This is a genomic window from Neisseria subflava, from assembly GCF_003044645.1.
GTDB lineage: Bacteria > Pseudomonadota > Gammaproteobacteria > Burkholderiales > Neisseriaceae > Neisseria > Neisseria subflava_B.
Genome location: NZ_POXL01000007.1, coordinates 74,435 through 95,886 on the forward strand (window position 1 = coordinate 74,435; position 21,452 = coordinate 95,886).

General features: G+C 48.9%; 13 protein-coding genes. 7 read left to right on the forward strand and 6 right to left on the reverse strand.

Going from position 1 to position 21,452, the window contains the following annotated elements; all coding sequences use genetic code 11:
• Nucleotides 1-44: 44 nt before the first annotated feature.
• Nucleotides 45-578 carry a ribosome biogenesis factor YjgA gene (yjgA, locus tag DBY97_RS08735; RefSeq protein ID WP_107858097.1) on the reverse strand — a complete coding sequence of 178 codons (534 nt, stop codon included), beginning with the start codon at nt 576-578 and terminating at the stop codon, nt 45-47.
• Between the two features lie 124 nt (nt 579-702).
• On the opposite strand from yjgA, the gene pmbA reads away from it, so the two are divergent.
• From pmbA to DBY97_RS08765, 5 genes are all read left to right on the forward strand, one after another.
• Complete coding sequence (gene pmbA / locus DBY97_RS08740) at nt 703-2,034, forward strand: metalloprotease PmbA (protein WP_107858098.1); 1,332 nt, start codon at nt 703-705, stop codon at nt 2,032-2,034.
• Nucleotides 2,035-2,121: 87 nt separating this feature from the next.
• Nucleotides 2,122-3,291, forward strand: coding sequence for a glycosyltransferase (locus DBY97_RS08745; protein WP_107858099.1), 1,170 nt, complete (start codon nt 2,122-2,124; stop codon nt 3,289-3,291).
• Nucleotides 3,292-3,445: 154 nt separating this feature from the next.
• Nucleotides 3,446-3,955, forward strand: coding sequence for a cold-shock protein (locus DBY97_RS08750; RefSeq protein ID WP_107858100.1), 510 nt, complete (start codon nt 3,446-3,448; stop codon nt 3,953-3,955).
• Nucleotides 3,956-4,683: 728 nt separating this feature from the next.
• Entirely contained in the window at nt 4,684-5,781 is a 1,098-nt protein-coding gene (locus DBY97_RS11395; protein ID WP_159069488.1) for a transferrin-binding protein-like solute binding protein, read from the forward strand.
• A gap of 106 nt (nt 5,782-5,887) precedes the next feature.
• Nucleotides 5,888-7,294 carry a surface lipoprotein assembly modifier gene (locus DBY97_RS08765; RefSeq protein ID WP_107858103.1) on the forward strand — a complete coding sequence of 469 codons (1,407 nt, stop codon included), beginning with the start codon at nt 5,888-5,890 and terminating at the stop codon, nt 7,292-7,294.
• A 158-nt stretch (nt 7,295-7,452) separates the two neighbouring features.
• On the opposite strand, the gene smc is transcribed toward DBY97_RS08765, so the two are convergent.
• Nucleotides 7,453-10,938 carry a chromosome segregation protein SMC gene (smc, locus tag DBY97_RS08770; protein WP_107858104.1) on the reverse strand — a complete coding sequence of 1,162 codons (3,486 nt, stop codon included), beginning with the start codon at nt 10,936-10,938 and terminating at the stop codon, nt 7,453-7,455.
• A gap of 362 nt (nt 10,939-11,300) precedes the next feature.
• On the opposite strand from smc, the gene DBY97_RS08775 reads away from it, so the two are divergent.
• A complete protein-coding gene (locus DBY97_RS08775; RefSeq protein ID WP_107858105.1) occupies nt 11,301-12,740 on the forward strand; it encodes a transferrin-binding protein-like solute binding protein in 1,440 nt (479 codons plus the stop codon).
• Nucleotides 12,741-12,799: 59 nt separating this feature from the next.
• Here the strand turns inward: DBY97_RS08775 and DBY97_RS08780 are convergent, their stop codons facing one another.
• Complete coding sequence (locus DBY97_RS08780) at nt 12,800-13,594, reverse strand: thymidylate synthase (protein WP_039861983.1); 795 nt, start codon at nt 13,592-13,594, stop codon at nt 12,800-12,802.
• Between the two features lie 412 nt (nt 13,595-14,006).
• Between DBY97_RS08780 and gdhA the strand changes: the two genes are divergently transcribed.
• Nucleotides 14,007-15,341 (forward strand): NADP-specific glutamate dehydrogenase, encoded by a 1,335-nt coding sequence (gene gdhA, locus DBY97_RS08785; RefSeq protein ID WP_003745850.1) that lies wholly within the window; start codon nt 14,007-14,009, stop codon nt 15,339-15,341.
• Nucleotides 15,342-15,407: 66 nt separating this feature from the next.
• On the opposite strand, the gene recG is transcribed toward gdhA, so the two are convergent.
• From recG to secB, 3 genes are all read right to left on the reverse strand, one after another.
• Nucleotides 15,408-17,447 carry an ATP-dependent DNA helicase RecG gene (gene recG, locus DBY97_RS08790; protein WP_107858140.1) on the reverse strand — a complete coding sequence of 680 codons (2,040 nt, stop codon included), beginning with the start codon at nt 17,445-17,447 and terminating at the stop codon, nt 15,408-15,410.
• A gap of 248 nt (nt 17,448-17,695) precedes the next feature.
• Complete coding sequence (locus DBY97_RS08795; protein ID WP_107858141.1) at nt 17,696-20,740, reverse strand: TonB-dependent siderophore receptor; 3,045 nt, start codon at nt 20,738-20,740, stop codon at nt 17,696-17,698.
• Between the two features lie 259 nt (nt 20,741-20,999).
• A complete protein-coding gene (secB, locus tag DBY97_RS08800; RefSeq protein WP_003682271.1) occupies nt 21,000-21,434 on the reverse strand; it encodes a protein-export chaperone SecB in 435 nt (144 codons plus the stop codon).
• Nucleotides 21,435-21,452: the final 18 nt, after the last annotated feature.

Sequence of the window (21,452 nt, forward strand, 5' to 3'; positions counted from 1 at the left end):
AGGCCGTCTGAAAACCGCAATCGGTTTTCAGACGGCCTTAAGGTTTATTCTTCCCAATCCTGCTCTTCTTCTGAAGCATCGGATTGACCGGCCTCCATCACTGCTTTAATTTCTTGGAACAGCGCACGGAAGTTTTTAGGCGGCTTGTTTTGTTCCTGCTCTTTTTTGGTGTTGCGGATCAAGGTGCGCAATTTGCCGGCGTCGGCTTGCGGAAAATCGGCCATAAATTGGGTAATCGCGCCATCGTCTGCCAACATTCGGGTACGCGCCTGCTCGACGCGTTGCAAAAAGGCATTGTGCGCCGTATTGTCGCCGCGCAGTTTGGCCAAATAGGCTTCGATGGGCGCAGGGTCGGTATCGCGCATCAGGCGGCCGATAAATTGTGCTTGGCGTTTGAGCGCGCTGTTGGACGTGATTTTTTTATAGGTAACGATGGCTTCGAACAGCTCTTCATCCAAGCCGATTTTTTTCAGCGTATCGCTGGAGAGCTTGGTCAATTCCATACCCAAAGCCTGCAAATCGTTCATTTGCTTTTTCATTTGGGTTTTGCTGACCCATTCGTCTTCTTGTTCAAACATTGTGTTTCCCTGATTTTCTGAATCTGCCTATTTTATCAGTTTTCAGACGGCCTTTCCGTGCGATTTTTGCAGAGGCCGTCTGAAACGGTTAAAATGCCGCAAAACCCTGTCAGGAAACCTTTTTATGCTGTTTAACCACACACCGGACGAGCTGTTGCGCTTGTGCGGACACACGCTGGATTTGGCCAAACAATCCGGCGCCACCTCGGCCGAAGCCGATTTCAGCGAGTCGCTCGGCCAAAGCGTCAGCGTGCGCTTGGGCGAAATCGAACAAATCGAGTTCCAACAAGACAAATCTTTAGACATTACGGTCTATGTCGGCCAACGCAAAGGTCGCGCCAGTACGGCCGACTTCTCCGAACGCGCCCTGCAAGATACGGTCAAAGCCGCCATCGATATTGCACGCTATACCGCCGAAGACGATTGCGCCGGCCTTGCCGACGCTGCCTTGATGGCAACCCATATCGGCGACCTCGACCGCTACCACGAATGGGATTTGAGTACCGAATCCGCCATCGATTTGGCCAAGCAATGCGAACAGGCTGCGCTGTCAACGGACAAACGCATTGAAAATTCCGAAGGCGCATCGGTTCATACCGGCCATTACCAATACGTCTACGGCAACACCCACGGCTTTGTGGCACATCAGCAAAGCACGCACCACAGCATTTCTTGCAGCGTGGTCGCCAGCGACGAACACGGTATGCAGCGCGACTATTGGTATGATTCTTCCTGCCGTCACGAAGACATGGACGCGCCCGAACTCATCGGTAAAACCGCAGCCGAACGGACTTTACGCCGTCTGAACAGCCGCAGCGTACCGACCGGCAGCTATCCCATACTGTTTGACACCACTGTCTCAGTCGGCTTAATCGGCCACCTTATCGGCGCACTCAGCGGCGGCGCGCTCTACCGTCAAAGCAGCTTCCTGATTGACAGCATCGGCAAACAAGTGCTGCCTGAGTTTCTCAGCCTGCGCGAAGAACCGCATATCCTGCGTTCGTTCCGCAGCACTTATTTCGATGCCGAAGGCGTCGCCACGCAGCCGCGTTTTGTGGTGAAAGACGGCGTCGTCGAAGGCTATTTCCTCAGCAGTTACAGCGCGAAAAAACTTGGCATGCAGACAACGGGCAACGCCGGCGGCGCGCACAATCTGTATCTGAACCACACCCATGCCACGCAGGCCGACCTGTTGAAAGAAATGGGAACGGGTTTGCTGGTTACCGAATTGATGGGGCAAGGCGTCAACGGGATTACCGGCGACTACTCGCGCGGCGCGGCCGGTTTTTGGGTGGAAAACGGCGTCATTGCCTATCCGGTTCAGGAAATCACCATTGCCGGACGTTTGCAGGATATGTACCGCGACATCATCGGCGTGGCAGACGACGCATTACGCCGTTCGTCCAACCAAATCGGCTCCATCTTGGTTTCCAAAATGACGGTTGCCGGCAACTGATTGAACTAAATAGACAAAAGGCCGTCTGAAAGATATCTTTTCTTTTCAGACGGCCTCGCCGTTATCTACTTCCATAAAAAACACATCATGCATATTGTCGTTATCCCCTCTTGGTATCCTTCTTCCGAAACCGATGTGGACGGAATCTTTTTCCGCCTCCAAGCCCAAGCCCTGCAACGCGAAGGCATGAAAATCGGCATGGTCGTACCCATGTTCCGCTACTTGAGAAGTCAGCCGAAAACCATCTTCTCGCGCTTCTACGGCCTGCGCCGCCATCAGCAAGGCGGACTCAACACTTACGCCTACGACAGCATGTATTTCTTCCCGCGCTGCCCGGTTGCCGATATCGACCGCATCCGCTGGGTCAACGCAGGCATGAAAGCTTTTGAAGCCTATATCGCCGACAACGGTAAACCCGACGTAATTCACGCCCATTGCGTCAACTACGCCGCCATTTTGGCCTGTGCCATCTTCAAAAAATACGGCATTCCCTATGTGATTACAGAACACAGCAGCGCCATTTCGCGCGGCCTTGTCCGCAAAAACCAATGGCCGTCCATGCACGAAGCCGTGCGCCACAGCGCCGCCCGGTTCGCCGTCAGCCGTGATTTCTGCCGCATTCTCGAAAAAACCTACGCCGGTACAGACTGGCAATACCTGCCCAATATGCTGGGCGGTAATTTTGAACAGGATTTCGAGTTCCCCGAAAAAAACAATCAAGACTTTACCTTCTGCAGCGTCTCCCACCTGCGCCACCTCAAAGGCCACGACCTGCTCCTGCCTGCCTTTGCCGAAGCACTCAAAACCTATCCGCAGCTCAAACTCAAAATCGGCGGCGGCGGCGTAGAAGAAGGCCGTCTGAAACAACTGGCAAGCGACTTGGGTATCAACCACGCCGTTACCTTTACCGGCGCATTGACCACCGACCAAACCTTAGACCTCATGCGCCACAGCAACGCATTCGTCCTCGCCAGCCGTACCGAGACCTTCGGCGTCGTCTATATCGAAGCACTGTCGCAAGGTTTACCCGTTATCGCAACACGCTGCGGCGGCCCCGAGTCCATCGTCACATCCGACAACGGCCTGCTGGTACCAATCGAAAACATACCGGAGCTGACCAAAGCATTGCTCACCCTCTACGAAAATCATGCACAATACGATCCCGTCCGCTTGCGCCAAGATTGCCTGCAACAATTCGGCAGCCGTGCCATTGCGCAACACCTGATCGATACCTTCCAAAAAGTGCTTAATAAGTAGGCATAAACCATACAGGCCGTCTGAAATCCTTCAGACGGCCTGCCTGCTTCCAATAAGACAAATCTAGTGTAAAATTAAGACAATAACTAAACTTTTTGATTTAAAATCAGTCCAAGGAAAAACTGTTACCTATAATAATATCCCCACATACATTATGCGCTATTACGGAACGATTACTCGCTGGAACAGCAAGCGCGGCTTCGGAGCCGCTACCATAGAAGACACAGGCCAAGAAATCTTTCTTGCCCTTGCCGCCTTCACCACCCTTACCCGCCTTCCGGCCGAAGGGCAACACATCTCCTTCAACATCACAGAAGGCCGGCGCGGCCGCAAAGAAGCCGAAAACGTCTGCTTCGCCCTTGATTGCGCCGACTGCTTTGATGTCCTCGTCCCTCCCCCCGAAAAACCCCTCGCAGGCAAACAGGCCATCATCGGCCTGATTGCCGTTATCTTCGTCTGCAGCATTTTCGCCGCCTTGTGGTACGGCCTCCACTTTTCCGACAACACACCGGAAGAGCCGGCCGTTAAAAAACAAGAAACCATGGTTCACGAAGTAGCCGCCAAAATCGAAGCCGAACGCAAAGCATGGCGCGATGCCGTCAACGGCAGCAACCAACGCTCGGGGCAGCCTCAACGCACCAAAGATGATGCGTCGAAACAATAATAATATTTATATCAGATTAAAATCCTTTTATATCAAAACCTTTTTATCAAAATTTCAAATATAGCAAGCCAACGTTAAAAAACTGCCTTCTGCATATTTAATGCACGAAGGCAGTTTTTCATTGAAAATAAAAACACTTCAATTTGCCATGTTCAAAATATGCTTCTCTGACGCTATCCATCCAGATAGAAATAAGCACCATGTATAAAACAAATCCAAACTACTCAAATACTCCATATTTTAATCGTCAATAAAATAGATTTATTGATGCAATCAAATATACCCAATTTGAATCTGATTAAAATATAGCCCTTTCAAATTTAACAGAATATTTTCAAAGACTTAATTTATCTCTGAAAAAATATAAACAAACTTGAGGCACACTCTAAACAGTTTGTTAACAGTTTATTAAATAAAAGCATTTGACACGCTATTACGTAAGACTATACATATTACCCTGACTTAATTCCTCTTAATTTTTGATAACATTTTGTTTTATATATTGTATCTTTCCTACAACATCAAAAAAATATTCAAAAATATCAAAATACATAATATCTTGATTTCATAAAAGAAATATTTAAATTTCATTATTACCCTAATAGTTTCCTCCTACACTTTCTATCTTATCTGTTTGTTTATGTATGTATTTGTTGTAGAATTTTTTTTGACCGTAAAAGTCATTAACCAGATTTAACCGATATTCAAATACTTAAGGATTCAAACTTATGAATACAAAAATCAAAACGACAGCTTTGGTTTGCGCCGCTTTGTTCGCGGTAACTGCATGTAGTAGCAATGGTGAGAGCGGTCCAGATATCAACCCTTCTAATACGATTACTCCTTCTAAACCTACAACTCCAGCTAAACCAACTACTCCTGAAACTCCGGCTAAACCGACCACTCCTGAAACTCCGGCTAAACCGACCACTCCTGAGACTCCGGCTAAACCGACCACTCCTGTAACTCCAGCTAAACCGACCACTCCTGTAACTCCAGCTAAACCGACCACTCCTGTAACTCCAGCTAAACCGACCACTCCTGTAACTCCGGCTAAACCGACCACTCCTGTGACTCCGGCTAAACCGACCACTCCTGTGACTCCGACTAAACCGACTACTCCGACTAAACCAGCTAATCCTGTAACTCCGGCTAAACCGACTACTCCATCTCAACCAACACCTAGTGCAGCTGTTGGCGGTAATGCAATGACTTCAACAAATGCATCCTATAACACTGCAAAATACGTTACTCCTCAAGGCGAGATGAATGCTAGTGTTACCATTGACGGTCGTAAAATTGATTTATCCAAAGCCAATGCAGCATTTCTCTTCTACAGAGAAATTGGCCCTACCAAAGATAATATGTCGACCCGTATGACTGTTTTGAGCGGACGCAAATACAGCCATGTTCAATTCGGTGCACAAACTGTCGGCATTATTAGCCCTACTTATCAAACAACACTTCATCATGACTCTTTTGCCATTGGTAGTATTACGCCAACTAGTGGTGCAGGTGCTATGCCAACTTCTGGCAAAGCATCTTATGTTGGTGATGCTATTTTGCTTCAGGGTGGAGCTTATACAACAGGCGCATCTAAATTTGATGTTGATTTCGGCCGTAAAACCATCTCAGGCCTGATTGACCATGTATATGATATTCCTGTTTCCGGTAAAATTTCCGGTTCATCCTTCAGCGGCGAGCAAGATGGTATCCGTATGAAGGGTAATTTCTTCGGTCCTAAAGCTGCAGAATTAGGCGGTGTCTTTAGTGCTGAGCATGAGAATAATGTTTACCAAGGCTCTTTCGGCGCGAAAAAACAATAATCTGCCGCTTTCAACCGTCCGGCATCTGCCGGGCGGTTTGTTTTACCAATATGCCGTCTGAAAGAATTTTTACCATGCTCAAACGCCCCAAAACGAAATAAAAAATATGCGCTATCCAACTTTGGCTTTAATTTTATGCGCTGCGGTACACTATGCCTCAGCTGCACCAACACCACACGATGAAATTCAGCCCGACCTAAACCATAATCAAATCCGCCAGGCTGAAAAACAAACTCTGCAAGAAGACAATCAGGTTGAGCAACAACAGTTTTCTATGTCATCAGAAGAATTGCTCCAACAACCTGAAATCTTAACCGATGCAATGGATACTGCCCTTGCACACCAAAATATTGACAACATCCGTTTCCTATTGCCACTCTACCGTCGCATGACCGGACACGACGAAACAATGGCTTCCTATGCAGGTGCTATTCTTTCCCGTGCAGATGGAAAGTACAAAGTAGCAGAACAGGATTTTCGGAATATCCTTGCCAATCATCCTGACTACTCTCCTGTACGCCTACAATTGGCATTAACCCTTTCACAAGACGGAAAAATGCGTGATGCAGCAAAAGAGTTACAAGAAGTCCGAAAAACTCCCGACCTACCTGAACCAACACTGCAATATTTGAATGAATTTGATAAATTTCTAAAGAAAGATAAATCTTGGAACTTTGACGGTAATATTTCCTACGTTCGAGATAATAATATTGCCCGAACGCCGCGCGAACGTGTGTACGGAGGTTTTGAGTTTGAAGCGCCTCGTACAGCAAACGGTATTGCCTACGATGTTTCTGCGCAAAAAAATACTCCTCTCAATGGGCATTGGGTCTGGAAAAAAAACCTTTCTGCCGGTGGCAAATTTTATTGGGATGCGCACGATTATGATGATTTGACTGTGCGTGCTGAAACCGGTGCCGGCTGGCGTAATCATACTCAGGAAGTCTCCTTATCGCCATTTTATGAAAAACGCTGGTATGGTACAGAGCCCTACTCCAATACATCAGGCGGTATTTTGCGCTATTCACGTGTGTTATCGCCCAAATGGCAAGTATTCGGCGCATGGCAGTCCGGCTACCGTAAACATAAAGAAAGAAAATTCTTAAACGGTGTGAACCATATTGCCTCTATATCAACCCTCTATTATCGTAAGAGTGGTGAATATTTCGTATTTGGCGTAGGCAAAGGCTACAACAGTGCGCGTGACCGTTCTGATGCCTATAAATATGAAAATCTGCGTGCAGGCTGGACAAAAGCATGGGGCAAGTCAGGCAAGCTTGTTACTTCACTCAATACCACTGTACAGTACCGCCGCTATCAGGCAGAAGATATTTTCAATATCAAACGAAATGACCGTGAAACCTACGTCCATTTGTCAGCGGGTCATAAAAAGTTGTCCTGGAAAGGCTTTACTCCGCGCCTGAACTGGGGTTGGACACATGTCCACAGCAATCATTTTTATTACCGTCAAAACCAGCATCGCTTGTTTATTGATATTTCCAAACAATTTTAGAGTGAAGATAAATAAAAAGGTCGTCTGAAAACCATATCCAAAGTTTTCAGACGACCTTTTTCTTGCTTTAAGGAAAAATTAAAGTTCTCCCCATTCAGGCTCACTTAATTATGTAACTGGCTATCAGAATTTCTTAATCGTCAGCCTTTGTTCTTACCTCAATTCGGCTCCGCCATTTCCAATGCCTGCTTGATGTCTACGGCAACGACGCGCGATACGCCTTTTTCCTGCATGGTTACGCCGACGAGCTGTTCTGCCATTTCCATGGTCAGGCGGTTGTGGGAGATGTAGAGGAACTGGGTTTGCGCCGACATTTCTTTGACCAGGTTGCAGAAACGCGAGGTATTGGCGTCGTCCAGCGGGGCGTCGACTTCGTCCAGAAGGCAGAAGGGGGCGGGGTTGAGGCTGAACAGGGCGAACACGAGGCTCATGGCGGTGAGGGCTTTTTCGCCGCCGGAGAGGAGGTGGATGGTGCTGTTTTTCTTGCCGGGCGGGCGCGCCATGATGGACACGCCGGCGGTCAGGAGGTCGTCGCCTATCATTTTGAGGGTGGCTTCGCCGCCGCCGAACAGGGTGGGGAAGAAGGTTTGGACTTTGCCGTTGACGGCGTCGAAGGTTTCTTTGAAACGCTCTTTGGTTTTGTCGTCGATTTGGGCGATGGCTTCTTCCAAAAGGGTGATGGCGGCCTGCACGTCTTCGCTCTGGCTGCGGTAGTAGCCGTCGCGTTCGCGCGCTTCTTCGAGTTCTTGCAGGGCGGCGAGGTTGACGGCGCCGAGGGCTTCGATTTGCTGGGTGAGGCTGCCGATGCTGCTGTTCAATACTTTCGGCGATTCTTTTGCCAACGCTTCGAGCGCGTCCAAATCGGCGGCGCGTTCGGTCAGGTTTTGATGGTAGCGTTTGGCGTTAATCAGGGCTTCCTGCTGCTGCAACAGGGCGGTTTGGGTAGCGGCCTGAAGCTGTGGCAACTGGGTTTGCAGAGTTTGCACTTTAGCGTATTGCTCCCTGCCCTGCTCCTGAATCTGCGCGAGTTTGTCCTGCACGGCGATATACTCTTCGTCCAAAGTCTGTACGGCTTCGGTCAACTCTTCAAGCTTGATGTGCTGCTCGTCGTTTTGGAACTCGGTCTCATAGGCAAGTGCAAGCTCTTGTTGGCGTTCCTGCCAATCGAAGGTTTGTTGTTCAAGCTGGACAATTTGCTGTTGGTAGTTTTGTTTTTGCTGATTGAGCTTGTGAACGGCGACTTCGGCCAGTCCGTATTGGCGGTTGGCTTCCAACAGGGCAAGCTGCGCCTGTTTCAGACGGCCTTGCTGCTCTTGGCGGCTGTGCGCGGTGGTCTGCTGTTGGTGTTCGAGTTCGGCGGCGGCCTCTTGCAAGGTAGCGATGTCGTCTGCAAGGCCGTCTGAAGTATGTTGCAACACAGTCTGCTCTTCCGCCAACTGCGCCAGTTCGCGCTCGATGTGTTCGCGGCGAATTTGCCCTTGGTTGGTGCGCGCCAGAAGTTCGGCGGCGCGTTGCTGCGCCTGGCTGTACTGGCGCGTGTGCTGCTGTTGTTGCTGCATCAGGTTTTTATGTTGCACTTCGGACGAGCGTACGGTTGCCTCCGCCTGTTTGAACGCGGCTTCGGCGGTGGAGAGTTCGGGGGCGAGGTTTTCCAGTTCGGACGCGATGCCGTCGAGACGGGCTTTTTGGGCAATCAGACTTTCCTGCGCGGGTTTGGCATAGAGCAGGACGCTGACTTTATCGACCTGATGGCCTTCGGGCGTGAGCCAGATTTGGTGTGCGCCCAAATCGCTTTGATGCTCGAGGGCGTAGCTTAAATCGGGCGCGCACAATACGCCGTCGAGCCAGTGGTGCAATGCCGTCTGAAACGGCGGCTGCGCTTGGATTTGGTTCAGCAATGCCTGTACGGGCAGGGATTTTTTGATGCCGCCGGAGAGGTCGTCTGAAAGCCATGCCGCCTGCCCCTGCGGCAACGGCATGGGCGGAACGAAGCCGTGCGGCACGGCGCGGGCGTGCAGGCGTTCGGCAAGGAGGACGGACAAGGCGTGCTGCCACTCGGCGGGCGCGGTGATGTGTTGCCACAGTTGCGGCGCGGCAGCGTGGTCGGTTGCCTGCCAGAAGTCGGCGGCTTCCTGCTGTTGCGACAGAATTTGCGACAAGGCCTGCTGCTGCGCCTGCAAGGTGATGTGTTGCTGCTTCAGGCTTTGGAAGCGGTTTGAGGCCGTCTGAAACTCCTCGCGGGCGGCGTGTAAGGCTTCTTCGGCGGCGATGATTTGTTCTTCATAATGCTCTTGCTGGCTTTGCAACAAGGCGGCGGCTTCTTGCGCGGCAGTGGTTTCGGCTTCGTCGGGCAGGTTCAGGGCTTGGTTTTCCTGTTTCAGACGATCTTTGCGCTCTTTGTGTTTGGCAACGGTTTGTTCGGCATGGGCAAGCTGCTGCTGTTTCAACGCCAGTTCGCGGCGAATGCGGTTTGCCTCGTCCTGCTGGGTTTGGAAGGCGGCGTTGAGCGTGGCTTGGGCTTCTTCCAATTCGGGCAGACGCTCTTCGTGTTCAGCAACCTGCATCGCCCACCCTGCCAACTTGGTTTGTTTTTCTTCGACCTGTAACTCGTTTTCTTCCAGCTTGACGCGGATTTGCTGCTGCTCTTGATGAATGCGTTGCAACTGCGCCTGCGCCGCCTGCTTGTCGCGTTCGATGCGTTGGTGCAGGTTTTGCTGATGGCGGATTTGTTCTTCCAAACGGGCAATCTGCTCGCGCAACACGCCGCGTTTGTTGCTCAATTCGTGCACCGCCTGCTGCTGCGACTGCTCGGCGGTCTGCAAGTCGTGTACTTCGTCGTTTAACGCCTGAACCTGCGCGGCGGTTTCGTCCTGCTGCGCCTGCAAAGACTGATGCTGCGCGGTCGCCTTGTCGGCGGCGGCAAGCGATTGCTGCCATTGGGCGTAATCGAGCAAATCCTGTTGCTGGTTCAACTGCGCGGTCAGGGATTTGTAGCGTTCGGCGGTTTCCGCCTGTTTCTCCAGCTTTTCCACCTGACGCGCCAACTCGTTCTGCAAATCGCCCAAACGCTGCAAATGCTCGCGCGTGTCTTTCAGACGGCCTTCCGTCTCCTTGCGGCGTTCCTTATATTTGGACACGCCCGCCGCCTCTTCTATATAGGTGCGCAACTCCTCCGGCCGCGCTTCGATGATGCGCGAAATCATCCCCTGCTCGATAACGGCATAACCGCGCGCACCCACGCCCGTACCCAAGAACAAATCGGTAATGTCACGGCGGCGCACGGTCTGATTGTTGATGAAATAAGTCGATTCGCCCTGACGCGTCAGCTGCCGCTTGATGCTTACCTCGGCATACTGCCCCCACGCCCCCTGCAAACTGTGGTCACTGTTGTCAAACACCAGCTCCACCGAAGCCCTCGGCGCAGGACGGCGCGTCGCCGCACCGTTAAAAATCACGTCCTGCATACTCTCGCCGCGAAGCTGCTTCGCCGAAGCCTCGCCCAACACCCAGCGCACCGCGTCAATCACATTCGACTTGCCGCAGCCGTTCGGCCCGATGACCGCAACAAGCTGCCCCGGCACATGAATCGTGGTCGGGTCGGTAAAAGATTTGAAGCCGGAGAGTTTGATGTGGGTAAGGCGCATGGCAATGTTTCGAATCGGAAAAGAAGGCGTATTTTAACGGAAATACACTGATCCGTTGAGAGAAAAGGATCCATAAAGTCCGACTGCTTTTTTATCTTCAAAAGGCCGTCTGAAAAGTTTGTTAAAAAGAAACAGACCAGCTATCGAACTCACTAAAATATTCAAAATAAATCCATATAAAACAATTAACTAAAAAAATACCCACCCAACCACCTTCCCTTTGATTAATTTTTGTACAGAAATGAAAACAAACTGTTTATTTTTTTATGATTTATGGTTATTATCGGGCATTAAAGGTTTAAAAATCAGATAAACGATCTCTCCGACCTTTTCATCAAGCGAATAACTATACAGGGAATCTCATGTCAAACATCCAAACCAAACTTAAAACCATCGTTTTTACAGCCACCAGCGCAGCCATCTTGTCCGCATGCGGTGGTGGCGGAGGCGGCGGTTCATCTGCTTTAAGCACCGGCTCGACCCCTACCAATAATACCGGCAACTCTGCTAGCAACAATGGTAATCCTACCAACAATAACAGCAATGCCAACACTCCGAAAGCGCCGTCTACTACGCTTACTAACAGTGCCGACAACCTTGCCGAACTGACCGATGAAGCTCCAATCGATCCAGCCAACGTTACCCAGCCTTTGCACACACATTTCATATCTTCCAAAGGTGCACAACAATCCAACCCTAACGTACAAATCCGCAAAGATGCCGCAGGCAAAATGTTCCAAACAGACAATCAAGACCGCAACCAAAATGGCCTGATCAGCTCTATTGACTTTAACAACAATGATGAAGTCAAAATGGACGGCGTTGTGTTATTTAATAAGACCTCTGATGGCAGCGCAACCCAACCTACATGGACAAGTTCCGCTTCTGTTATTGCCAAAGTATATTCAAAAGGAAATACTCAAACTGATGTCAGCGAACAAACGGGCAAAGAGAAAAATACCAAATTTGCATACGGTAAATCAACTTTGGATGACAATATTGTTGAAATTTCTAAAAAGTTAAAAGCTGAACAAGAAAAACTTGAAAAAGAAGAAAATCCAGAAGCCGGTCCAGTTAACAATAAAAAAGTAACTGAGATCAAAGCAAAGATTGAAGAATTAAATACTTTATACGCTAAAAATCTCGAAGTTCGGGCTAAACTAGCAGAAATGAATGAAAAAGCCAGCAATAATCTAGCCTATTTCCGTCCAGACCAAGATGGCTTAGTTTTCGACAAACAATTCGACGGTGTCTATGTCATCAATTTTGGCGATGGCACCCAGATTGTGTTGCATGATCCTTCCGCAGCCGGCTGGACATATCAAACCTTCGCGCATTACACCGACCCTAAAGGACATGTATACCAAGGCTACCAAAGCCTGGGCGATGAGACTGTCTTCACTACCCTGCCTGCTAAAGGTACAGCCACCTACAAAGGTATTTCCACTGCCTATGTGGTTACCGACAAGAACAATCGTCAGTTGACTTCCAATGTCATGGCTATCGTTGATTTCGGCCTCAAAGGTGTCCGTTTTGAAACATCAAACTCACACTTCCATACTTTGGAAAATGGTAAGCGCGTATCCAAAGCAGATAAAAACTACGATTTCAAAGGTACGGCAAGCTGGAAAGATGGCAACCTCTTCTCCGGTAAAGTCAGCACGGACGATGACAAGTTAAGCGGCAACCTGAACGGCAAATTCTACGGCCCCAATGCTGCAGAAATCGGCGGCACTTACGGCTTAAAAAACAAAGATGCAACCGAACACTTAATCGGTGGCTATGGCGCGAAACGTCAATAACCCTGCCTAAACAAAAGGCCGTCTGAAGTTTCAGACGGCCTTTTGTTTTTTAACTTGGTTTACACCGATACGGCTGCTTTGATATGTGGATGTGGATCGTAGCCTTCCAATTCGAAGTCTTCAAATTTGAAGGCAAACAAGTCTTTGACTTCAGGGTTGATTTTCATGGTCGGCAGTTTTCGGAAATCGCGGCTTAATTGCAGCTGGGCCTGCTCGATATGGTTGCTGTACAAATGCGCATCGCCAAACGTATGGATAAACTCACCGGCTTCCAGTCCGCACACTTGCGCCATCATCATGGTTAACAATGCGTAGCTGGCGATGTTGAACGGTACGCCAAGGAAAATATCGGCGCTGCGTTGGTAAAGCTGGCAGGACAGTTTGCCATTGGCAACGTAAAACTGAAACAGCGCGTGGCAAGGCGGCAAGGCCATTTCATCGACCAAAGCCGGATTCCATGCGGACACAATCAGGCGGCGCGAGTCGGGATTTTTTTTGATTTGTTCAACCACATTGGCAATTTGGTCGATATGGCGACCGTCGGGTGCGGGCCAGCTGCGCCATTGGTAGCCGTAAACCGGGCCCAAATCGCCGTTTTCATCCGCCCATTCGTCCCAAATAGACACATTGTTGTCTTTCAGGTATTTGATGTTGGTATCGCCTTTGAGAAACCAAAGCAGCTCATGAATAATCGAGCGCAGATGCAGTTTCTTGGTGGTCAATAGCGGAAAGCCTTCACTCAAATCAAAACGCATTTGGTAACCGAACACAGAACGCGTGCCGGTGCCGGTACGGTCGGATTTGTCGATGCCATTGTCGAGAACATGGCGCATAAGGTCGTGATAGGCTTTCATGGGTTTCCTTAATGTATGTGTTGTGGGAATTTGGTGTGTATTGTACCGAATTTTCAGACGGCCTGCCTCTCTGTCTTCAATGGGCAACCTTCCCCATATTCGCGTAGTACACTCATTAACAATGTTGACAATTCAGCGCTAATTTACACAAATTTATGAGCTGAATTAAATTTTTACAAAAAAATTTTCAACATTTTCTAGTTTAATTACTCAGCATTTTATTTTTATTTAAATCTATTTAATGAAATATTTTTATATATTTTTAATTAAATTTAAAATATAATTCCATTTTTACAAATTGGTAAAAAAATAATGTCAACAATCTAGGAAAATTTTTCTTGGCAAGTAAAATTTTTACAGCTATATTTCAAAACATAAATATTGAAATATCTCACTCAATAGGAGTAGAAAAATGACCGACCTGAACACCCTGTTTACCAATCTTAAACAACGCAACCCCAACCAAGAACCCTTCCACCAAGCTGTTGAAGAAGTGTTCATGAGCCTCGACCCGTTTTTGGCGAAAAACCCGAAATACACCCAACAAAGCCTGCTTGAGCGTATTGTTGAACCGGAGCGCGTGATTATGTTCCGCGTCACTTGGATGGACGACAAAGGCCAAGTTCAAGTCAACCGCGGCTACCGCATTCAAATGAGTTCCGCCATCGGCCCTTACAAAGGCGGTTTACGTTTCCACCCGACCGTCGATTTGGGCGTGTTGAAATTCCTCGCCTTTGAACAAGTCTTCAAAAATGCGTTGACCACCCTGCCTATGGGCGGCGGCAAGGGCGGTTCCGACTTTGATCCTAAAGGCAAATCAGATGCCGAAGTAATGCGTTTCTGCCAAGCCTTTATGACCGAACTCTACCGCCACATCGGTGCTGATACCGACGTTCCTGCCGGCGACATCGGCGTAGGCGGCCGCGAAATTGGCTATCTGTTCGGCCAATACAAAAAAATCCGCAACGAATTTGCTTCCGTCCTGACCGGCAAAGGCCTCGAATGGGGCGGCAGCCTGATTCGCCCTGAAGCCACCGGCTACGGTTGCGTGTATTTTGCCCAAGCTATGTTGGAAACCCGCAACGACAGCATCGAAGGCAAACGCGTGTTGATTTCCGGCTCCGGCAACGTGGCGCAATACGCTGCCGAAAAAGCCATCCAACTGGGTGCAAAAGTATTGACCGTTTCCGACTCCAACGGCTTTGTCCTCTTCCCTGACAGCGGTATGACCGAAGCGCAACTGGCCGCTTTGATCGAGCTGAAAGAAGTACGCCGCGAACGCGTCGCCACTTACGCCAAAGAACAAGGCCTGCAATACTTTGAAAACCAAAAACCGTGGAACATCGCAGCCGAAGTCGCCCTGCCTTGCGCCACCCAAAACGAATTGGACGCAGACGCTGCCAAAATCCTGCTGGCAAACGGTTGCTATGTGGTTGCCGAAGGTGCGAACATGCCGTCAACTTTGGGCGCAGTCGAACAATTTATCAAAGCCGGCATCCTCTACGCTCCGGGCAAAGCCTCCAACGCCGGCGGCGTAGCGACTTCAGGTTTGGAAATGAGTCAAAACGCCATCCGCCTGTCTTGGACACGTGAAGAAGTCGACCAACGCCTGTTCGACATCATGCACAACATCCACGAATCCTGCCTGAAATACGGCAAAGTCGGCGACAAAGTGAACTACGTCAATGGTGCGAACATTGCCGGTTTCGTCAAAGTTGCCGATGCCATGTTGGCGCAAGGTTTCTAAAGGCTACATCAACGCAAATCATAAGGCCGTCTGTTTTCAGACGGCCTTTTTCTTTTCCTGCAAATTTTATACGCCCAAATAACCTTCCCTGCTGGAAAGCCATCTTGCCAAATGCGCTTCGACGATTTCAGGGTTTTGTTCAATCAGCAAAGGGGCGATTTCGCGCGCCTGTTCCATGAGATGCAGGTCTTCTTCAAGGTTGGCGAAGCGCAGCATGGGGACGCCGCTTTGGCGCGCGCCGAGAAATTCGCCGGGGCCGCGGATGTTGAGGTCTTGGCGGGCGATTTCGAAGCCGTCGGTGTGTTCGTAGATGACTTTCAGCCGCGCTTTGGCGAGTTCGCTCAAGGGCTCGGCAAACAGGAGGACGCACACGCTTTCTGCCGCGCCGCGCCCTACCCGCCCGCGTAATTGGTGAAGCTGCGCCAAGCCCATGCGCTCGGCGTGTTCGATAACCATCAGGGCGGCGTTGGGCACATCTACGCCGACTTCGATGACGGTGGTGGCAACCAAGACGTTCAGACGGCCTGCGGCAAATTCCGCCATGACTTCGGCTTTTTCGGCGGCTTTCATACGCCCGTGTACCAAGCCGATGTTGAGTTCGGGCAATGCCGCCTGAAGCTGCTCGAGGGTTTCGGTCGCGGTTTGCAGTTGCAGGGTTTCGCTTTCTTCAATCAACGGGCAGACCCAGTATGCCTGCTGCCCTTTGCGGCAGATGTTGAGAACGAAGCCTTCGACTTCGGCGCGGCGGACGTTGTTGACGAGGCGGGTTTTAATCGGGGTGCGCCCGGGCGGCAATTCGTCGATGACGGACACGTCCAAATCGGCGAAGAAACTCATGGCAAGCGTGCGCGGGATGGGCGTGGCGGACATCATCAATTGATGGACGTCGCGCCCTTTGTTTTTGAGGGCGAGGCGTTGGGCGACGCCGAAGCGGTGTTGTTCGTCCACAATCACCAAGCCCAGATTTTGAAACTCGACGTCGTCTGAAAACAGAGCGTGCGTGCCGACGGCGATTTTGACAGAGCCGTCAGCAAGTTTGGCTTTGGCCTCATCTTTGGCTTTTTTGCGCTGGCTGCCGGAAAGCCAGACGACTTCAAGACCTAAAGGCTCAAGCCATTGTTTGAACTTGATAAAATGCTGTTCGGCAAGGATTTCGGTCGGCGCCATTACAGCCACCTGCGCACCGGATTCGATAGCTGTCAAAGCAGACAAAGCAGCAACAATGGTTTTGCCGCTGCCGACATCGCCTTGCAGCAGGCGGTGCATGGGGTGGGTTTGCGCCATATCGTGGCGGATTTCGGAAACAACTTTTTCTTGTGCATCGGTCAGGGCAAACGGCAATGCATGGCGCAGAGCTTGAGTCAATGTACCGTCGCCGCCCAATGCCGCCGCCGTGCCGCTGACGCGCTTCTGCCGCGCCAGCCGCATGGAAAGCTGTTGTGCCAAAAGTTCGTCAAATTTGAGCCGTTGCCATGCAGGCAGCGTGCCGTCTGAAAGTTGATGAATAGTGAAACTCGGCGGCGGCGAGTGCAAAAGGCGCAGGCTTTCGGCGAGGTACGGCAGTTTCAGACGGCCTAATAAAGCATCAGGCAAGGTATCGTGCAACGGCGTAACGTCTAAGGCCGTCTGAATGATGCGGCGCAAAGTGGGCTGGTTCAAACCGTTTACGGTCGGATAAATCGGCGTGAGGCTTTCCGCCAAACCACTGCCCTCGGCATCACGGATTTTAGGGTGAATCATCTCGTCGCCATGAAACCCGTGTTTGATTTCGCCCACAGCGCGGATACGCTTACCGACCGCCATCTGTTTCTGGTTGCTGGCGTAAAAGTGGATGAAGCGCAGAAAAAGAACGCTGCCGGAACCGTCGGCAATTTGGATAATCAGCTGCTTGCGCGGTTTAAAAGTGACTTCCTGATAGATGACTTCGCCCTCGACCTGACACGGCACGCCAATCGGCGCATCCTTAATCGGCATGATGTGCGTCTCATCCTCATAACGCAACGGCAGGTGCAACACCAAATCCCATGCGGTATGGAGGTTGAGTTTTTCGAGCTTCTTGGCGGAAACATCGGTGATTTTGAGCTGTTTTTGGGTTTCGGGCGTCATCTTAAAAGGCAGCTGATTTAAAGTTTGCTGTATTTTATCCGAAAACAAAAAGGCCGTCTGAACACAATGTTTCAGACGGCCTTCAAAGCTGAATACTTGAAACAAATTAATATTTGAAAATACGCCGGCTATCGAATCAACTTCAGCCATTGTTAGTAAACAGCTTTCAAAAAAGAAGGATATTCAACCCATACCTTTATCAGGAATTTAGCCAATAATGTTTACATACCCAATCATTATCCATTCTCCTAAAAATGCCAATCCAATTTCAATTTGACTGTCCGCGGTTCGCCATAGAAATTGTTTTGACCTCGCGTACGGTTGTAGTTATTTTCAAAATACGTCCTGTCAGCCAGGTTCGTTCCTATCAGGCTGATTCTGCCGTGCTTGTGGAAGTCATATTGAACAAAGCCATCTATAAGTCCGTAGCCTCCTTGGCGAATATTGTAAAGGCTACTTGTGCGACTTTGCGCGGATATTCCGCCACCCAAGGTCAACTTAGTTTGAGGCAAGCGGTAGCTTGTACCGAGACGGAACATATGTACCGGCGTGAAGTTACTGAAGTTATACGGGTCGGCAGTCGTGTTTTTCTCCAACCGCTCCGCATTAACTTCTGCAGCATTTTTATACTTACTTTTGTTATATGTGTAGCCAACAAAAATACGCCAGTTTTCCGACAATTCGCCAGCCAATTCAAGTTCTGCACCGCTGCTCTTAACCTTACCCACAGGTTTAGCGATGGTTTGGAATGAACCTCCGTTACGACTAGTATCGGGAACAAATCCGAAATCGACAACGGTACGGTTTTTCTGCTGTAAGACAAACAAGGCAAGCGAAGCATTCAGACGGCCTTGCAAGAACGACCCTTTCCAACCTATTTCATAGTTAGTCCCGATGAGTGGTGGAAGAACGGATTTGCTGGTTACATCAACGTTATCCTGTTGTTTAAAAATCTTAGTATAGCTGGCATACAAGCTTTGTTGCGGTGTCAGGTCGTAGGTAATGCCTGCATATGGCGTAAACCGATGACTTTGCATTTTTGAGGTGTAATGCTCTTTGTCGATTTTGTTACTGCTCTCAGTTTGGAATGCCGTAGCAGGCTGGCCGTAGCGTACAGGCATTTCTTTGGCTTGTGTGGTTTCATAGCGCGTATAGTGCATACCGCCCAAGAGATGCAGACGGTTGGTCGCATTAAAGCGGGTACTGACAGTCAAAGAATGTGTTTTATTCGTGTTAAGGTATTTCGAATAATTGTATAACGCCGGAACATGATCATCTGCAACCTGAACAGTTTTCCACAGCGGCGTTTTCAGATATTGGTTTGCCCATTTCAAATTTCCCTCTTCATCCCGCTCCTGTATTTTGTTTCCATTTGCATCCAATTCGTAAACAGGATCTTGCACCATTACGCGCTCACCATTGTCGTTGACTGTCCAGACAGGCTTGCCCTCAGCATCCAAACGGGGAGTATATTTTGTAACATGCGCGCCACTGCATTCCGGTACATAGATTTTGTTATTACCTTTTTCGTTATAAATATGCCAATCTGGTTCGACAATGCCTTTTTCTAAAGGATTACGCTCCGGACCATCGGGATGAATGCCGCAACTGCCTGCACCTGCATAACCTTGAGGACGGACAAAATAACGGTTTTGATATATTTCCGTATAGGCAGAACGGATTTTTTCATTGTTATACGCATAACCGACAAAGAAATCATGTTCACGCCCAAGCAGGCGGTAGTTACCTGTCAGATCCAGCTTAAAGCCCCATTGCACATCGTGTTTGGTATAGTGCAACGGCATGAAGTTGTAACGGCGGTTGTATGTGTGGCGAAGATTGTATGCTGAGTCGTATAGACGGTTGGGAAACAGGCCTTCTGCATTGTTAATAATGCCTTGCTTTGCAAGCTCCTTATCAACAAACTCTTTTTTATCTACTTCTACACCAGGATCCTGCCAGTCGTTGCACAGGAAATCCAAACCAATGTCCTGCATACATTGATCAAAACCTGCCCGACGTGCTGCCGCCCTTTGGGAGCGATATTGTTCAAAAGCAGATGAATCGAAATGATGGGCAACGTAATCTGCTTTTTTCTCTTCATATGTTTTAGTGACGCCATCACGATATTCTTTTAATTTTGCCAACGCCTTGTCTTTAGGCTCAAAAGGGATAACCTCTCCCTTTTCAGTTAGGAAACCCGTTGCCGCAGATGCTGAAATACCTGCCGCGTGTTCGTTTTTCAGAAAAAATTGTCCGACTTTGGCATCTGAATCATTACGCGTATAAGAAATTTCGGCATTGAGTTGCCATCCATTGTCAAAGACATGTTTGAAACCGGAAAAAATATTGTATTTATCAGCATTCAGGCGTGACCATGAGGTTTCACCCAAATAAGTATTACGTGGCAATTTCAAAGGATTGTTACAGGCAGGACTGGAGCTGAAGGCCGCAGTTTTTTGATCCTCACAAGGTAAAATCACGCCGGCAAAATCGGGAATATCTTTATTTTTCTGATAAGTGCCACCCAAAGTCAGCATACTGTTATCACTCAAATCCGCATCAATCACACCATAAACCATGTCTTTCTTGTTCCATACACCCTCTTTAAAAGAGCGGTGGTCCTCATGAACACCAACCAGCCTACCGCGTACCGTATGTTCATTATTCAAGCTTCCAGATACATCCAAAGCCAAACGCTTGCTGCCCCTATGGTCAGTGCTGATTTCACCTGTATGCTTAAACAGGGCTGTTGGCCGCTTACGGATTAAATTAATGGTTCCACCCGGTTCGGAATTGGACTGAGTAAGACCAGTCGCACCTCTGACAACCTCAATGTGATCATAAACAGCAAGGTCTGTACTGGGTGAGACATCGATTTTTGCCGTATAGCCCGAACGTCCAGACACATTAGTGGTAATACCGTCTTCACCAATCTGATCAACATAGAAACCACGAGACAAAAAACGAGTTTGTAGGCCCGAATCGCGAACCACGTTGATTCCCGTGGTGTTTTTCATTGCATCTTCTAAAGAATATATTGCTTTATCATCTAGCTGCCGACGCGTCATTACACTCACCGACTGCGGCGTATCCTTGCCTGAAATACGCAACCCGGTCGCCGTTGCCATTGTTCCGATTGTATAAGACTGACTGCGCTCGGTATTCCTTTGTGCCTGCCGTTTGCCACTGACCTTGACCGTATCCATGTCTACATGTTCCACTTCTTGATATCCCGTATCTGCAAAAACAGTTTGGCAAGGCAGCACCAATAACAAACAAATTGTTTTCATTTGAAAATCAGGTTTCACAACTATTTCCTTAATTAATAGAATCTACTTACTGGATAAAATTCTAATTCATTGATTTTAAATGGTATATAAACCTATAAAATTAAAAACATTATCGTAATGATAAACGGTATCATTATATACTTATTACATTAATATATGAACTTTTTTTATTATAGATTTTTCTTATGTCCTAATTTTCAAATAAAAAAGACCGTCTGAACGCAATGTTTCAGACGGCCTTAATTTAGGTATAACGCGATTAAGCGTTAGCTCCCTGTTGCTCTTGGTAGATTGCTTCGAAGTTGATCGGAGCAAGCAGTACAGGTGGGAAGCCGGCGCGGGTTACGCTGTTGGAAATGGCTTCGCGTGCGTAAGGGAACAGGATGTTCGGACAAGCAACGCCCAGCAGCAGTTGTACGTCTTCTTCAGGAATGTTTTCCAGACGGAAGATGCCGCTTTGGGTAACTTCGTTCAAGAACATGGTGCGCTCTTCGTTCAGTTTGGCAGTCACGGTCACGGTAACGTCAACGCTGTAGAAGCCGTCTTCCAGTTTGGTGTTGCCGGTAGAAACGCGCATATCGACTTCAGGCTCGCCTTGTTCCAAGAAGATTTGTGGCGCATGAGGCACTTCCAAAGACAAGTCTTTTACATACAGACGCTCAACGCTGAATACGGGTTGCAATTCTTCGCTCATTTTATTTTCCTAAGTTAA

Coding starts and splice junctions, on each gene's coding strand:
- yjgA (WP_107858097.1), bottom strand. CDS start 578: ATGTTTGAACAAGAAGACGAATGGGTCAGCAAAACCCAAATGAAAAAG.
- pmbA (WP_107858098.1), top strand. CDS start 703: ATGCTGTTTAACCACACACCGGACGAGCTGTTGCGCTTGTGCGGACAC.
- DBY97_RS08745 (WP_107858099.1), top strand. CDS start 2,122: ATGCATATTGTCGTTATCCCCTCTTGGTATCCTTCTTCCGAAACCGAT.
- DBY97_RS08750 (WP_107858100.1), top strand. CDS start 3,446: ATGCGCTATTACGGAACGATTACTCGCTGGAACAGCAAGCGCGGCTTC.
- DBY97_RS11395 (WP_159069488.1), top strand. CDS start 4,684: ATGAATACAAAAATCAAAACGACAGCTTTGGTTTGCGCCGCTTTGTTC.
- DBY97_RS08765 (WP_107858103.1), top strand. CDS start 5,888: ATGCGCTATCCAACTTTGGCTTTAATTTTATGCGCTGCGGTACACTAT.
- smc (WP_107858104.1), bottom strand. CDS start 10,938: ATGCGCCTTACCCACATCAAACTCTCCGGCTTCAAATCTTTTACCGAC.
- DBY97_RS08775 (WP_107858105.1), top strand. CDS start 11,301: ATGTCAAACATCCAAACCAAACTTAAAACCATCGTTTTTACAGCCACC.
- DBY97_RS08780 (WP_039861983.1), bottom strand. CDS start 13,594: ATGAAAGCCTATCACGACCTTATGCGCCATGTTCTCGACAATGGCATC.
- gdhA (WP_003745850.1), top strand. CDS start 14,007: ATGACCGACCTGAACACCCTGTTTACCAATCTTAAACAACGCAACCCC.
- recG (WP_107858140.1), bottom strand. CDS start 17,447: ATGACGCCCGAAACCCAAAAACAGCTCAAAATCACCGATGTTTCCGCC.
- DBY97_RS08795 (WP_107858141.1), bottom strand. CDS start 20,740: ATGAAAACAATTTGTTTGTTATTGGTGCTGCCTTGCCAAACTGTTTTT.
- secB (WP_003682271.1), bottom strand. CDS start 21,434: ATGAGCGAAGAATTGCAACCCGTATTCAGCGTTGAGCGTCTGTATGTA.